The organism is Nannocystis pusilla, assembly GCF_026626665.1.
GTDB classification, from domain to species: Bacteria; Myxococcota_A; Polyangia; order Nannocystales; family Nannocystaceae; genus Nannocystis; species Nannocystis pusilla.
On record NZ_JAPNKE010000002.1, the window covers coordinates 639,265 to 653,818 of the forward strand.

8 protein-coding genes and 1 pseudogene are annotated in these 14,554 nt (G+C 73.9%); 6 read left to right on the forward strand and 3 right to left on the reverse strand.

Going from position 1 to position 14,554, the window contains the following annotated elements; translation table 11 throughout:
• Window positions 1-239 precede the first annotated feature (239 nt).
• Window positions 240-1,964 carry a sensor histidine kinase gene (locus tag OV079_RS03030; RefSeq protein ID WP_267766115.1) on the forward strand — a complete coding sequence of 575 codons (1,725 nt, stop codon included), beginning with the start codon at window positions 240-242 and terminating at the stop codon, window positions 1,962-1,964.
• An 84-nt stretch (window positions 1,965-2,048) separates the two neighbouring features.
• On the opposite strand, the gene OV079_RS03035 is transcribed toward OV079_RS03030, so the two are convergent.
• Window positions 2,049-2,486 carry a universal stress protein gene (locus OV079_RS03035; RefSeq protein WP_267766116.1) on the reverse strand — a complete coding sequence of 146 codons (438 nt, stop codon included), beginning with the start codon at window positions 2,484-2,486 and terminating at the stop codon, window positions 2,049-2,051.
• Between the two features lie 133 nt (window positions 2,487-2,619).
• On the opposite strand from OV079_RS03035, the gene OV079_RS03040 reads away from it, so the two are divergent.
• Entirely contained in the window at window positions 2,620-3,546 is a 927-nt protein-coding gene (locus OV079_RS03040; RefSeq protein ID WP_267766117.1) for an ion channel, read from the forward strand.
• Window positions 3,547-3,637: 91 nt separating this feature from the next.
• Here the strand turns inward: OV079_RS03040 and OV079_RS03045 are convergent, their stop codons facing one another.
• On the reverse strand, window positions 3,638-6,685 hold the full coding sequence (locus OV079_RS03045; RefSeq protein ID WP_267766118.1) for a serine/threonine-protein kinase: 3,048 nt from the start codon (window positions 6,683-6,685) through the stop codon (window positions 3,638-3,640).
• Between the two features lie 132 nt (window positions 6,686-6,817).
• On the opposite strand from OV079_RS03045, the pseudogene OV079_RS57140 reads away from it, so the two are divergent.
• Window positions 6,818-7,402 (forward strand): annotated as a pseudogene (locus OV079_RS57140) (hypothetical protein); the annotation flags it as partial.
• A gap of 61 nt (window positions 7,403-7,463) precedes the next feature.
• Window positions 7,464-7,727, forward strand: a complete 264-nt coding sequence (locus OV079_RS57145) for an ADYC domain-containing protein (RefSeq protein ID WP_420829493.1) — start codon at window positions 7,464-7,466, stop codon at window positions 7,725-7,727.
• Between the two features lie 19 nt (window positions 7,728-7,746).
• On the opposite strand, the gene OV079_RS03055 is transcribed toward OV079_RS57145, so the two are convergent.
• Entirely contained in the window at window positions 7,747-8,376 is a 630-nt protein-coding gene (locus tag OV079_RS03055; protein WP_267766120.1) for an RNA polymerase sigma factor, read from the reverse strand.
• Between the two features lie 182 nt (window positions 8,377-8,558).
• Between OV079_RS03055 and OV079_RS03060 the strand changes: the two genes are divergently transcribed.
• Both OV079_RS03060 and OV079_RS03065 read left to right on the forward strand, forming a co-directional pair.
• Window positions 8,559-11,891 carry a hypothetical protein gene (locus OV079_RS03060; protein WP_267766121.1) on the forward strand — a complete coding sequence of 1,111 codons (3,333 nt, stop codon included), beginning with the start codon at window positions 8,559-8,561 and terminating at the stop codon, window positions 11,889-11,891.
• Between the two features lie 312 nt (window positions 11,892-12,203).
• Entirely contained in the window at window positions 12,204-14,471 is a 2,268-nt protein-coding gene (locus tag OV079_RS03065) for an FIST N-terminal domain-containing protein (protein WP_267766122.1), read from the forward strand.
• Window positions 14,472-14,554 lie beyond the last annotated feature (83 nt).

Sequence of the window (14,554 nt, forward strand, 5' to 3'; positions counted from 1 at the left end):
GCGGTTCGACGGCCGGCAGGGCCACCGCGGCGGGCCCTGCGAGCGTCGGTGGCGCCTGCTCGCCGCTGCCTCGCTCCTGACGCGGCTGTTGCGCATGTCGGCGCATTGGCCGACTGTCACCACGGCGGTTCGCCCGCCCAGGAGGCGCCAGGCGAGAAACCCTCCGCGCGTCCTCTGTTCCACGGAGCCGACATACCGCGCTTGTGCGACGCAGGGCGGCCGCCATCTACTGTCTGGTCGTGCCGCGCAAGCGTACCCCCACCGTCGCCGCCCTGCTTCGTCTCGGCCTCATCGGCAAGGACGACTGGGGCACGGCGCTGCAGCAGGCGCTCGAGATCTCGTGCGACCTCATCGGCGTGGACCGGGCCAACTACTGGAGCTTGCGCGACGATCCGTCGGCGCTCGTGTGCGAGCTCGGGTACGTCGCCAGCACTCAGATCCTCGAGCGCGGGTTCGCCTTGCTCGAGGGCAGCAGCCCCGAGTACTTCGAGGCGATCCGCGAGGCCCAGGTGCTGGCGATCCGCGACGCGCGGGCCGATCCACGCTCGCGCACGCTCGGCGCGTACCTCGAGCTCCACGGGATCTCCGCCATGCTCGATGTGCCGGTCTTCTCGCAGGGGCGGCTCGCCGGGATCCTCTGCCACGAACACGTCGGCGGGCTGCGGCGATGGAGCTCCCGCGAAGTGGAGCTCGCGCTGACCATGAGCCATATCCTCACGTCGCTGCTCGAGCAGCGGGCCCGGAATCAGGCCGAGGAGAACGAGCGACGCGCGATCTTCCTGGCCCAGGCGTCGAACGCCATCGCCCAGACGCTGGACCTCCGGGAGGCGCGCCAGACCGCGGTGCGTCGCGCCCTCCCGCGGCTCGGCGAGATGGCCAGCCTCATTCACTACGACGGCACTCGCACCGAGTGCGTGGCCTCGGCGCACGTCCAGGCGGAACAGGAGCGGCTCATCACCGAGATGTGCGCGCGTTACTGTCAGGACATGACGCGGCCCGGCCTCGCGTTCCAGGCGCTGCGCGAGCGGCAGTCGCTGCTCGTTCAGGTCGCCGACGGCGATGCCATGCGGCGGCTCCAGCTGCCCGAGGGACAGATCGATCTGCTGTCGCGGTTGCGCGTGCGCAGCACGATGTCCGTCCTGCTCACCGTCCGCGACGCGATCACCGGCGTGCTCACCTTGTGGAGCGACAGCCGCAACTACGACCGCGAGGACCTGCAGTTCGCGGAGGCCTATGCGCAGCAGGTCAGCACCGTGCTCGAGAACATCAACCTGCTCGCGCGCGCGCAGGAGGCCCTGCGCGCCCGCGATGAGTTCCTCGAGCTCGCCGGACACGAGCTGCGGACCCCGCTCACCTCGCTCGAGTTCGCGGTCGACCTGCTCCGCAAGAAGCTGGTCGAGCCGCTGCTACCGGCGGCGCGCAACGCCGTCGACACCATCGCGCGGCAGGCCACGCGGCTGTCGCGCCTGACGGAGCTCGTGGTCCTCGCGCCGCTCCACGAGGGCAGCCCGCCGCTGCGGGTCGAGCCGCTCGACCTCGCCGCGCTCGTCCGCGAGGTCGCGCGCGAGCAGGCGGCGTCGAAGGCCTTCATCTGCTCCGAGCTGGAGATCCGCGCCGACGCCCCGGTCATGCTGCGAGGCGACCGCACCGCCCTCGAGGTCGTCGTCTCGAACCTGCTCGGCAACGCCATGAAGTTCGGCGCCGGCCGCCCGATCGAGGTGCGCGTCGAGGCCGACCCCGACACCGCCACCTTGAGCGTGCGCGACCACGGGATCGGGATCCCTCCGAATCATCTGCCCAGCATCTTTCAGCGCTACGAACGATACGTGTCCCCGAACAGCTTCAGCGGCCTCGGCCTCGGGCTTTACATCGCCGCGCGGCTGGTCATGGCGCACGGCGGCCAGATCCGCGCAGACAGCCGGCCCGGCGAGGGCTCGACCTTCACCGTCGAGCTGCCGGTCTGAGCCGCCGTCGAGGCCGCGCCTGTCGAGCTTGGCCCGAGGATGGCGCCGCTCGTCGGTCGATTCTCGCTTCGGGACGGGGCGCGATCAGGGCGCGCGCGGCGGGCGGACGACCAGCACGCTGCAGTGCGCGTGGTTGACGACGCGGGCCGCCGTGGTCCCGAGCAAGCGGTCGAGCGCGTCGAAGCCGTGGCTGCCGAGCACGATCAGGTCGGCCGGGAGCTGGTCGGCGAGCCCGCAGATGACCTCGGCCGGCCGGCCCACCCGCACGTGCTGGCCTCCGGGCAGGGGCACCACGAGTTGCCGGCGCAGGGCCGCCAGCTCGCGCTCCGCGTCCTCGAGCAGGTGTTCGGTCAGCTCCTGGCCGGACAGGGCCCAGGCCTCGAGCGGGATGCCTACCGGGATGTTGATCGCACGGCAGAGGTGAAGCGCCGCGCCGTTCGCATCGGCCAGGCGCTCCGCGTGACGAAGGACCAGCTCGGTCCGCGGAGAGCCGTCGAGGGCTGCGAGGATGCTCTTGTACATGCAGCCCAACCATGGCCCCGATCGCCGGCGGAGGAGAGGGCGCCGCGCGCGAAAAATCTGCCAGCCCCGGCCGGGGCCGGCGCGGGCGCGCGAAGGAGTTTCGCGGGTCCGGGGCGTCGAGTAGAACCGTCTCGTGCGCAGCGGGGCCGAGACCGTGACGGAGCATTCACAGCAACCTCTGGTCCGCTTCACGCCGCGGCCCCCGCTCGGGCCGCCCGCCCGGGTGGTCGGCCGGGTGACGCGGCCCCTGGAGGACATCTATCACTACGTGCTGACGCTGCCGTGGAGCCTCACCATCGCCTATTTGGCCGGCGCCTTCCTCGCCGTCAACATCGCGTTCGCCTGGCTCTACACCCTCGAACCGGGAGGGATCGCCGGCGCACGGCCGGGCTCGTTCGAGGATGCGTTCTATTTCAGCGTGCAGACGGTGGCGACGATCGGCTACGGCGTGATGCACCCCGAGACCCGTTATGCGCACGTCCTCGTGTCGGTCGAGGCGATGCTCGGCATCATGTGCAACGCCCTCGTCACCGGCCTGACGTTCGCGCGCTTCGCTCGCCCCACCGCGCGGATCCTGTTCGGGGCGCGGGCCGTGATCGGGCCGGCCGATGGGTCGCCACACCTGATGATTCGCATGGCCAATTGGCGGCACAACCTGCTCACCGACGTGCGCGTGCAGGTGCTCCTGCTGTGCGAAGCGATCGGCGAGGACGGCGAGCCGGTGCAGCGCGCGATCGAGCTGCCGCTCGTCGTCGACGAGACGCCGATCCTCCCCGTGACCTGGACGGTGAAGCACAGGATCGACGCGCACAGCCCGTTGCAGGGGCCGGACCCACTCGCCCGGCTGCGCGCGGCCGGGGCGGAGTTGGTCGTCTGCCTGCGCGGGATCGACGACACCTTCAACACCGAGATCCACGCGCGTCACCGCTATACGCTCGACGACATCGTCGTCGGCGCGGTATTCGAGAGCGTCCTGGTGCCGCGGGCCGACGGCTCGCGCGTCCTCGACTATCGCTCGTTCCACCGCGTCCGGGTGGTCGATGCGCCCCCGCCTTCATGAGCGGCGCGGTGGGTTCGCCGGCGGCGACACCGGATCATGAGCGAGGGAGCCGAGCGGGTCCGCGAGTGTCCGATGGGACATGTCTCTTGCGTCAGCCGCCCATTCGCGGCCGCGCGAGCCAGGCCTCGACGGCGGCGCGCTCGCGGCGGAAGCCGTCGCCGGCGGCGCGCAGGACGTCGAGGGCGGCGCGCGCCTCGGCCGCCGCGGCGTCGGGCTCGGCGAGCAGGCGGGCGCGCTCGAAGCGGAGCAGCGCGAGCGCGGGCAGGTCGGGGTCGGCCTCGCGGACGAGGATCTGCTCGGCGCGAGCGAGGCGGCCGAGCCCGGCGTCGCGGCGACCGGCGGCGGCCTCGCTGACGCCGAGGCGAACGAGGACGGCGGCCAGGCGCGGGTTGTCCTCGGCGACGACCTCTTCGAGCAGCGCGAGCGCGGCCGCGGCGGCCCGCGCGGCCTCGTCGAAGCGGCCGAGCCCCTGATACGCCAGGGCCTCGTGCTCGCGGGCCCGGGCGAGCTGCAGGCGCGGGCGCGGGCCGTCGAGGTCCAGCGCGCGGGCCGTCGCGTCGGCGAGCGCGAGCACCTCGGCGTGACGGCCGAAGCTCGCCTCGAGGTCGGCGAGGTCGCCCTCGAGCTCGCGCCAGCGCGGGTGTCCCGGCGGGGTGCCGCGGAGCCGCTCGCGGGCGCGGGCGTGATGGTCCAGCGCCGCGTCGCGGGCGCCGCGGAGGGCGGCGAGGTGGGCCCGCAGGACCTCGACGTCGGCGGCGGCCCATGCGTCGCCGCCGAGCGCCTGGAGGTGCAGGTCCGCGGCGGCGAGGTGCGCCTCGGCGTCGTCGGGGCGGCGCCGCTCGAGCGCGAGCCAGCCGAGCTGGCGCTCGACGAACGCCAGCGTCGCGTGGTCCGGATCGGGGCGCGACGTCGCGCCCTGGCGCGCGGCCTCCAGCGCGACCGCGGCGTCGCGCAGGCGGCCGTGCTTGAGCCGCACCATGCCGAGGTTGGCTCGCACCAGGAGGGCCAGCGGGTGGGTCGCGCCGAAGGCCCGTTCGGCCAGCTCGCCGGCGTCGCCGAGCGCCTCGATCGCCGCGCCGGTGCGCCCGAGGTCGTTCCGCAGGGTGCCGAGGTTGGCCAGCGTGTAGACCAACTCGCCGGAGTCGGGGCCGAACGCGGCCGTCTTGGCCGCGACCGCCGCCACCAGCAGCGGCTCGGCGCGCGTCCACTCGCCGAGGCCGAGCCACACCGCGCCCATGTTGTTGAGGTACTCGCCGCGCAGGCGCCCGTCGTCGGCGACGCGATCGAGCAGGGCCAGCACGAACTCCTCGTCGCGGAGGGCGTCGTCGCGGCGCCCGAGGCGGTAGCCGCGGACGAAGATCCGGCGGGCCAGGGCCTCGATCGCCGCGCGATCGTGGCCGCCGGCGAGGCCCTCGCGGACGGCGGCGGTCAGCGCGGCGTCCGCCGCCTCGGCGCGCTCGCTCAGGAGAGCGCGGCCGCGCAGCAGCGCCAGCTCGGCGGCGAAGGGCCGGTGCCCGGTGGCGGCGACGTCGGCCGCGACCGCGTCGGCGGCCGCGACCGCGCGCGCGTACAGGCCCGTGCTCTCGAGCGCGCGCACGTGGGCGAGCCCGACCTGCGTCCGCCCGACCGCCGAGGCGCGCGCCGGGTCGGCCGGCGGGCGCAGCGGGTCGGCGAGCAGCCCCTCGAGGTCGCCGCACGCCTCGATCGGCGGCAGCGACCCGGCCGCCAGCGCCGCTCGCGGCAGGGCGGCCGGGTCGGCCTGCGCGAGCACGCCGGTCAGCTCGGCCAGGGCGGTGCGGCGCAGCTCGAGGCAGCGCACGCGCAGGTCGTACTGGGTGTCGGACTGGCGCCCGGCTCGGTGGGCCTCGCAGGCGTCGGTGAGCGCCGCCCGCCAGGCCGCGGCGTAGCGGTCGAGGTCGCGGCCGACGCGCTCCCAGGTCGAGGCGGCGAAGGGCTGGCGGCTGCCCAGGAGCGCCGCCGCGATCGCGGCGCGCCGGCCGTCGTCCCACACGCCGCGCAGCTTGGCGGCGCCGTCGGGGCAGCGCGCGCCGGGCGAGGTCGCGAGCGCGCCCGCGAGCGCGCCGAGCAGCCCGAGCGCCGCACCGAACAGGCCGATCCGGGCGCGCCGGCGGCGGGTCACGGCGGGGTCGGCGAGCAGCGCGGCGAGCAGCGCGCCCATCGACGGGTGGCGCTGCGCCGGGTCGGGCGCGAGGCCGCGGACGATCGCGCGCCGCACCCACGACGGCACCGGCGAGTCCGGCGGCGCCGGAAGCACTTGCCCGGCCCGGACCGCGGTGAGCAGGGCGGCCAGCGAGTCGGTCGGGAAGGGCAGGGCGCCGTAGAGCGCCTGATAGGCGGTCACGCAGAAGCTGAACTGGTCGCTCCGGGGGTCGCAGGGGCGGCCTTCGTGCTGCTCGGGGGCCATGTAGGCCGGCGTGCCGGCGACCGCGCCGGCGCGGGTCAGCGGGCGGTCGAGGAGCGGGGCCTCGTCGGCCGGGTCGTCGCCCGCGGGCGGCGGCTCGGCGGCGACGTGGGTCCGCGCGAGCCCGAAGTCGGCGACCTTCACCGCGCCGTCGACCCCGACCAGCGTGTTGTGCGGCTTGTAGTCGCGATGCACGAGGCCGGCCCGGTGCGCCGCCTCGAGGCCGCGCCCGGCCGCCACCAGGATCGGGAGCACGGCCCGCCAGTCGCGCGGCGCGGCCTTCAGCCAGGCGTCGAGGCTGTGGCCGCGGACGAACTCCATGGCGATGAAGCGCTGCGGGCCGTGGCTGCCGACCTCGAACACCGAGACGATGTTGGGGTGCGACAGCCGGGCCATCGCCTGCGCCTCGCGCAGCAGCCGCGCGTCGCCGCCGCCCGTGAGCCCGCGCGGGTGCAGCAGCTTGAGCGCGACCTTGCGGTCGAGCAGGGCGTCGTAGGCGGCGTAGACCACGCCCATGCCGCCCTCGCCGAGCCGCTCCAGCACGGTGAAGCGACCGACCTGCAGCGAGCCCGCCTGCGGCCCGAACAGGCGCGCGTGCATCAGCGCCATCGCCAACGGGTCGTCGCCGGCCTGCATCGCCCCGGGCGCGGCGCCGAGGAGGGCGATGAGAGGGGCTCCGCCGGTCGGCCCCGGGCTCGCAGGGTCGCCCGCGGACACGGCGGCGAGCCTATCGGTCAGCCCCGAGCGCCGCAACGCCGCCCCAGGTTGCGCGGCTCCGCGCCGCGCGAAAAAAGATCGCGACAATCGTCAATTGATTCCGCCGCGCCGAGACTTGTCCCGCCGAGACCCATGCAGTCATTCACCAGGGCCATCTTCATCCTCGTCGCGCTCGTCGGTCCGGCCTGTGCGCCCGAGGACGACCTCGAGTTCCGCACCACCCTCGGCGGCGGCGGCGGCAGCGGCGGCGGCACCGTCTTCAACACCCACGCGCTCGAGAAGCGCCACTTCTCCGAGCTGACGCCGGCCCACGAAGACTCGCTCGGCGTGGCGCTCGTCGACGTCGAGCTCGGCGACGGCGCAGGCGTCGCGTCGTTCGCGGTCGTCGACGGCGCGCTCGTCGTCGAGGACGACCGCGGCGAGAAGCGCGAGGGCGCGGCGCTGGTCGGCTCGCGCTGGTGGGTCGGCAACGCCTTCTGGCTGCCGCAGGCGCCGATCGAGATCGCCGAGGTCGTCGAGGTCGACGGCGTGACCCACTACGTCTTCGTCCATCAGGGCGACGGGGGCCTGGTGAAGAACTGCGTCGGCGCGACCGACGGGCTCGTGCGCGTGCTCTCCGGCGTGTCGCTCGACGAACAGACCGGCGACCTCACGCCTTCACCGACGACGACCTTCCTCGCGTGCACCAACGGCGCCATCGGCAAGGCCGCGGCCTGGGGTTATTACGACCTCGCGCGCGCTCGACGACCTCGAGGTGTTCGAGACGGCGGTCCGCTTGGTGCGGGCCGACTACTGCTACGACGGGGAGTCGCACACCGCGGCCGGGGTCCCGTTGCTCGTCGAGGACATGTGGGGCGTGCGCGGGCCGACCGATCCGGGCCGGCCGATCGAGGCGGTGTGGGGCCCGCACGGCCTCGTCTGCGCCGGCGAGCCGCGCCGGGCGGGCCACGGCCCGATCGCTTGCGACGGCGTCGCGGTCCCGGCCTGCGACGGAAAGCTCACCAAGCAGGTCGACGCGTGGTTCGTGACCCGCCTGCCGTGACGCCGCGCCGCGCCGCGACCTAGCCGCGGGCGACGAGCTGGCGCAGCTGCTCGGCCCAGGTGTCGAAGCCGACGACCGTGCTCTGCGCGAGCTCGGGGCTGCGGGCGAGCCGGGCGATCTGCGCCTCGAGGTGCAGCTTGGCGTCGCGGATCCGCGTCCGCACCGTGCCCTCGGGCTTGCCGAGGACCTCGCCGATCTCGCGCGCGGTCAGCCGCTCCCAGTAATACAGCTCCAGGGTGATCTGGGCGTCGAGCGGGATCCGCCGCATCGCCCGCAGCAGCAGCGCCAGCTCCTGCTCCTTGGCGTGGAGCTCCGCGAGGCCCGGCGACAGGTCCTCGCACGACATCTCCGACAGATCGAGGATCCCCCGTGAACGCGTCTGCTTTCGATAATGATCGTAGAGGAGGTTGCGCGCGATCGAATACACGTAGGCCGGGAAGGTCTGCGCGCTGCGCAGCGCGTCGCGGCCCTCGACGCAGGCGAGGAACGTCGCCTGCGTCAGCTCGAACGCGTGCTCTCCGGCCTTGCTGCGGAAGAACCGCAGGAGCCCGACGTAGTAGCGGCGGAACAGCTCCTGCCCGGCCTGGCCGTCGCCGGCGCGCCAGGCCGCGAGGAGCGCTTGCTCCTCCGAATCGTCCGCTGCTGACAATGTGTGCGCTCCCTCGGTGATCCGCCGCCGCCCCCGCGGCGCGCGACCCGGTCATCGTAGCCAATCCCCCGCGTCGCCGCACCCGCGGCGCTCGCGGACCGCCGCGCGCGGAGCCGCGCCGACTTCGGGTCGGGCCGCCCGTGCTCTCGACAATCGTCATTGCCCCGATTCGAGGATCGATCATGCCATATCGTCATCACCCCCTTTTCATCTCCGCCTGCACGCTCGCGGGCCTGCTCGGCTGCGAGGCGCCGGAGCCGGCGCCGGGTCCGGTCCCCCGCGAGGTGTCGCTCGAGGAGGTCATCCCCGAGCCCGCGCCGCCGAGCTGCCTCGACGACCTGAAGCTCGTGCTGCAACACGAGGACGGGACCGTCGACGTCACGACGTCGCTGGCAGAGGGGTTCGGGTCGCTCGCGCGTCCGAACGACCTCGTGCAGCTGAACTACGCGCTCGCGCCCGGGTGCGCGGCGGACCACGGCGGGCGCCTGTCGCTGGTCGCGTACACGTCCCCGGGGGTGACCCCGGCCGTGCTGACGCCGAAGCCGCCGTCGCGGGCTTTCGACATGCACACCACGCTGAACGGGGCGGGCGGCCTCCTGCAGGTGCGCCTGCCGCCGTGCGCGTTCGAGATCGACGTCGCCCTCGGCGAGCCCGTGCAGACGTTCGCCGGGCCCGTCAACCCCTACGCCGCCGCGAATCGCCTGATCGCCGGCGGGCTCGGCGGGTACGGCAGCTGCGACGCGGTGCCGCCCCTCGCGGTCGAGCGCTTCGACCCGGCCGAGGCCGGCTGGGGCGAGGCGCCAGTGTCGGCTCACTTCGGCTGGAAGCTCGCCGCCGACGCCGACGCCGCGCTGACCTGCGCCCTCGACCTCGACGGCGACGGCGAGGCCGAGAAGGTGCTGACCCCGTGCGTGCGCGACACCGAAGGGATCAAGACCGCCGCGCTGCCGTTTCACACCTTCGCCGCCGTCGGCGAGCACCGCCCCTCGATCCTCGTCAGCGACGGCCAGCGGCGGATCTGGGCGGCCACCTCGATCTTCGCCAACCACCTCGAATACAAGCCCGACGTCGTGTTCCCCGAGGAGGCCGCGGGCTTCGTCGAGGCCGCGGTCGAGCCGGCCCAGCCGCCGGCGCTGGCGACCGTCAAGCTGCGCTTCGCCAGCCCGGGCGACGTGCCGGCGATCGCGCCCGGCGCGGTGATCGTCGGCAAGGGCGGCCCCAGCGGCTACATGATCCGCGCGGAGGAGGTGATGACGCAGGGCGACACGCTGGTAGCGATCGGCGTGGCGGTCGGGCTCGAGGACGCGGTCGCGGGCGGCTTCTTCGGCCTGCGCGACGTGGCCATCGACACCTCGAAGGCGGGCTGCGGCGCGGGCACGTGCCCCGGCACGGTCACGCCGGTGCCGGAGGCCCCGGGCGCGGCGGGGGGCGAGGCCCCGGGCCTGCTCGGCGTGCAGGCCGACGAGGAGGCGACCCTGGGCGTCAAGGTCGCGCTCGACGTCATGGGCGGCCTCGGCGAGCTCGAGGTGTTCGCCGGCGTGTTCGTCGAGCGCCTCGTCCTCCACTTCGGGTTGTTCGGGCTCGACCGGGTCGACATCACGGGCACGCCGTCGGGCGAGATCACTGTGGCGATCAAGGGCGAGTTCGAGAGCGAGTCGGACGACTTCGGCGAGTACGTGGTCGGCACCCTGCCGACGCCGGTGCCGCTGACGGTGTGGATGGTGCCCAAGGCGACCTTCGCGGCCGCGCTCAAGGCGCTGCTCAAGGGCTCGATCCGCGCGCCGTTCTCGATCGTGTACGACGAGGCCGGCTGGCGCACCCAGGTCGACCCGAAGATCAACGGCGAGGCGGGGCCCGGGGGCGGCTTCGAGGTCGAGGGCGAGGTCAAGGTCGAGGTCGCCCCCGAGTTCGAGCTGCGCCTCGCGTTCCTGCAAGGCCCCTACGCCGCGCCCAAGCTCGGGCTCGGGCTCAAGGCGACCCACGACACCTGCAAGGGCTGCCTCACCGCCTTCGTCGACGGCGGCGCCGAGGTCGGCTGGCACTCCGACGTGTGGGTCGACGGCGAGGTGTTCGAGCCGCAGGAGGTCACCCTCTTCGAGGTCGAGCTGCTCAAGAAGTGCTGGGAGATGCCGGTCGTCCCCGAGCTCTGCGAGGACCCGGACCAGGACCCGGAGGAGCCCGGCGGCGGCAGCTACGCCGACGTCCACCTCATCTCGCACGACGGACTGCTCTTCGAATTCCAGGCCGGCGGCGAGTTCGTGCTCACCCGCGCGACCGAGGGCGCGCCCTTCGAGGTGCAGACCCGCCAGGAGCCCTTCGGCGAGCAGCTCGCGCTGTCGTACAACACCGCGATGGCGACGGTGGTCGACGGCCACCGCGTCGGTCTCTACACGCGAATGCCTTCGACGCTGTATGTCGACGGCGTCCCGACGGAGCTGGCCAACGGCGAGACCCTCGCGCTCGGCGCCGGCCAGATCGGCCTCGTCGGCGGGTCGGCCTACATGATTGATTACCCCGGCGGCGAGCAGGTCGAGGCCCTGAAGTCCGGGCAAGCCGACCGGAGCCACTTCAACATCTTCGTCCGCCTGCCCGCGGCCCGCGACGGCGAGGTCGAGGGCCTCCTCGGCGACGCCGACGGGGACCGCGCCAACGACATCCGCCTCGGCCCCGACACCTTCATGCCGCACCCGGTGAGCTTCGCGTCGCTGCACGCCCACGGCCCCGGGACCTTCGGCGCGGCCTGGCGCGTCGAGCCGGCGGCCTCGCTGTTCGACTACGCGGCGGGCGCCGACCCGATGACGTTCCGCGCGCCGCCCTACAGCCTGATGCCGACCGCCCAGTTCGGCACCAACGGCCCGTTCGCCGAGCTCGCGCAGACGGTGTGCGCGTCCTGCCCGATCCTCCTCCGCGAGGGGTGCCTCCTCGACGTCGCCCACACCGGCGACGCCACCTTCGCCGACGCCTGCTCGCTCGCGCAGCCGGTCGACCTGCTGCCGCCCAGCGTCGACCCGATCCTCGTCGGCCCGACCCTGCCGTTCGACGACTGCGAGGAGCAGGTGGTGGTCTTCCGCGCCCCGGGCCGCGCTCGCCGACCAGTACCCGGGCGGCGAAGACTTCGAGATCCAGGTCCACGGCCTCGAGTCGCCGCCGATCCCCGGCTTCCCGCCGAGCTGGCGGCTCTACCAGACCTTCCGCACCACCGACGCGCCCGTCGGCGGGTCCGACTGGGGCGAGCAGTTCGTGTGCGAGCCGCTCGGCCCGAGCGGGTGGGGCGAGTGCCGGCTGCGGATCGAGCCGCGCGGCCAGGCGTGCGCGGGCGACCTGTGGATCCAGCACTACCGCTGGTCGGTGAAGCCGCTCACCGGCCCCGGTGCGATGGTCCAGGGGTACTTCACGGCGCCCTGATCGCGGTGTCGCGACGCGTGGTCGCATGGACGAGCCCGGGCGCCGACGGACGGCCGTGGCGCCCGCTCGCGCGAGCGGTTCGATCGGCGCGACGATGGGGTCGACGATGACTTCCACGTCAGGCCGATCCGCGTCTCCGTCGGCGTTCGACGGAAGCTTCAAGAACCCCCGAGCACGTGTCCGCGCTCGAAACCGCATGGGTTGCCGGGCGCTGCGGCTCGCTGCGGCAGAGGCTGGATGACGCGAACGGTCGCTCCGCGGAGGAACACCGTGCGAACGTTCGACCCGCGTACGGGCGGACAGAGAGGGCCGATCCCCCTGTGTCCGCGACGCGTTCGGGCTCGCGTGGCGCACGTTCCGCGCGCGATGTTCCCGGTTCGCAGGCTTGCACCGCCTCGACGGGACCCTCTATGGTTCCGCCCATGAAGAGCGAATCTCGGCTCCTCGCCCGTGCCGTGGTCTCGCGCGACAAGCTCGCGCGCGCGGCGGGCGGGACGCTGGCGCGGGAGATTCGCGCAGCGTTCGGCGCGGAGCCTCCGGCGGTCGCCCTGCTGTACGCGACGGTCGACCACGATCAGGAGGCGTTGCTCGGGGCGGTGCGCGAGGGGTTGGGCTCGACGCCGATCGTCGGCTGCTCGACCTCCGGGTTGATGGGGCGCGGTTCGTTTCACGAGGGCAACTACGCCGCCGGCATCGTCGGCCTCGGCGGGCCCGCGCTGCGGGCGGCGGCGGCGATGGTCGAAGACTTCGCGCGGGACACCGTCGCCAGGGGGCACGCGGTGGGGCGAGAGCTCCGCGACGGGCTGCAGGGTGCGTCGCCGCGGGTCGTGATCGTGCACGGCGATCCGCTGGGCGGGGCCGACTTCGAATCGTTCACGCGCGCGGTGCAAGCGGAGCTCGGCTGCCCTGCCGTCGGCGGCGGCGCCGGGCAGCCGTGGGGTGTCTTCGCCCAGACGTACCAGTACCTGGGGGACCGCGTGCGCAGCGGCGCCGCCGTGGCCGTCGCGCTGGGGGGCGAGTTCGTCGCGGAGATCGCCACCTCGACGGGGACCGAGCCGACCACCTCGACGACCACGGTCACGCGCACCGACGGCAACGTCCTGCTCGAGCTCGATGGTCGCCCCGCCCTCGAGGTCTACAGCGAGTTCCAGGGCCGCGAGCTGTTGCGCGAACTCGACAACGAGGCGACCGCGAAGGTCGCCCTGGGGGTCGAGTTCGCGGCGCCGCCGGCCGAGTCGGACGCGTTGACGCCGTACGTCGTGCGCGCCCCGTTCGCCCTCGACACGCGGCGCGGCGGGCTCGTCATGGCGGCGCCGCTCCCCGAAGGCATCCGCATCGTCTTCCATCTGCGATCGATCCGCGCCGCCCTCGAAGGCGCCGAGCAGGCCGCGCGCGCTGGCGAGGCGCCTGCAGGGCCGAGAGATCCGGCTGGTGATGGGCTTCGAGTGCAGCGCGCGGACCGTGCCGCTGCTCGGCAAGCAAGAGGCGGCGCGCGAGCAGTCGCTGGTCCAACAGGCGCTGGCCCCCGACGCCGAGTGGCTCGGCATGCTGGCGTGGGGCGAGGTGGCGCCGTACGGATCGCACGCCACCTACTACAACTTCACGTATCCGATGCTCGCGCTGGCGGAGTGAGTCCGATGTCCGACGAGGATCTCCAGCGCAAGCAAGCGCAGCTGCTCGCCCAGCGGGAGGCGGAGCTCCACGCGTTGCGGCGCCAGCACGAGCGGGCGCTGTCGTGGTGGAGCACGTTTCACGCGCTGGAGACCGACGTCGACGCGCAGGCCAGCCTGCAATCGACCTGCGATCGCTGGTGCGGGCTCCTCCTCGACGAGCTCGATTTTCAGGCCGCGGCGGTGCTGAGGATCGGCGACGACGAGGTGGAGGCGCTGTCCTGGCCCTCGCACCTGGGAGAGCCGCCGGCTGCGATCGCGGGCCCCGGGCTGGTCGCCGAGCTGCGGGCCCGTCGCGGCGGGCTGCTCAACGCGCCCGAGGGGGCCCTCGCCGCCCTCGCCGGCGCGCTGCGGCTCGAGCGGTTCCTGTGGTGCGTGATCAGCCCGGGCCCCGACCTCGAGCTGCTCGCGCTCGCCGGCTTCGACGCCCGCGCCGCGCGCTTCCGGGTGCCCTTCGTCGAGGCGGACGTCGAGCAATTCCAGTGGGTCGCCCGCCACCTCGAGACGGTGCTGCGCAACGTGCTGCTGATGCAGACGCTGGCGCAGCACGAGCGCGTGCAGCAGATGCACGAGGCGCTGGCGCGCCAGCGCGAGGAGCTCGAGCAGCGCCTGGCCACCATCACCGCCCAGGCCGAGACGATCCGCCGCCTCTCGACCCCGGTCCTCGAGCTCTGGGACGGCATCCTCGTGCTCCCGATCATCGGCGCGATCGATCCGCACCGCGCCGAGAACATGATGGAGGGCCTGCTGACGCGGCTGGTCGCCACCCGCGCTCGCAGCGTCATCCTCGACGTCACCGGCGTCGACGCGCTCGACGCCGCGGCTGCCGACCACATCCTCGGGGTGACGCGGGCCGCCTCGTTGCTGGGCGCCAGGTGCGTGCTCACGGGGGTGCGCCCCGCGGTCGCCGACACGTTGGCCGGGCTCGGCGTCGGGTTCGGTGACCTGCGGGCCTTCCGCGACCTGCGCGCCGGGCTCCGGCATTGCTTGCAGGAGCAGGCCGAACGCGCGAGCCGCTGAGCGACATCGTCGGCTCCCGGGCGCACCACCGCGACCGCTCGCTCGCATGGACCTCGCTCGTGTCGGAGAGACGTGGCGAAGTG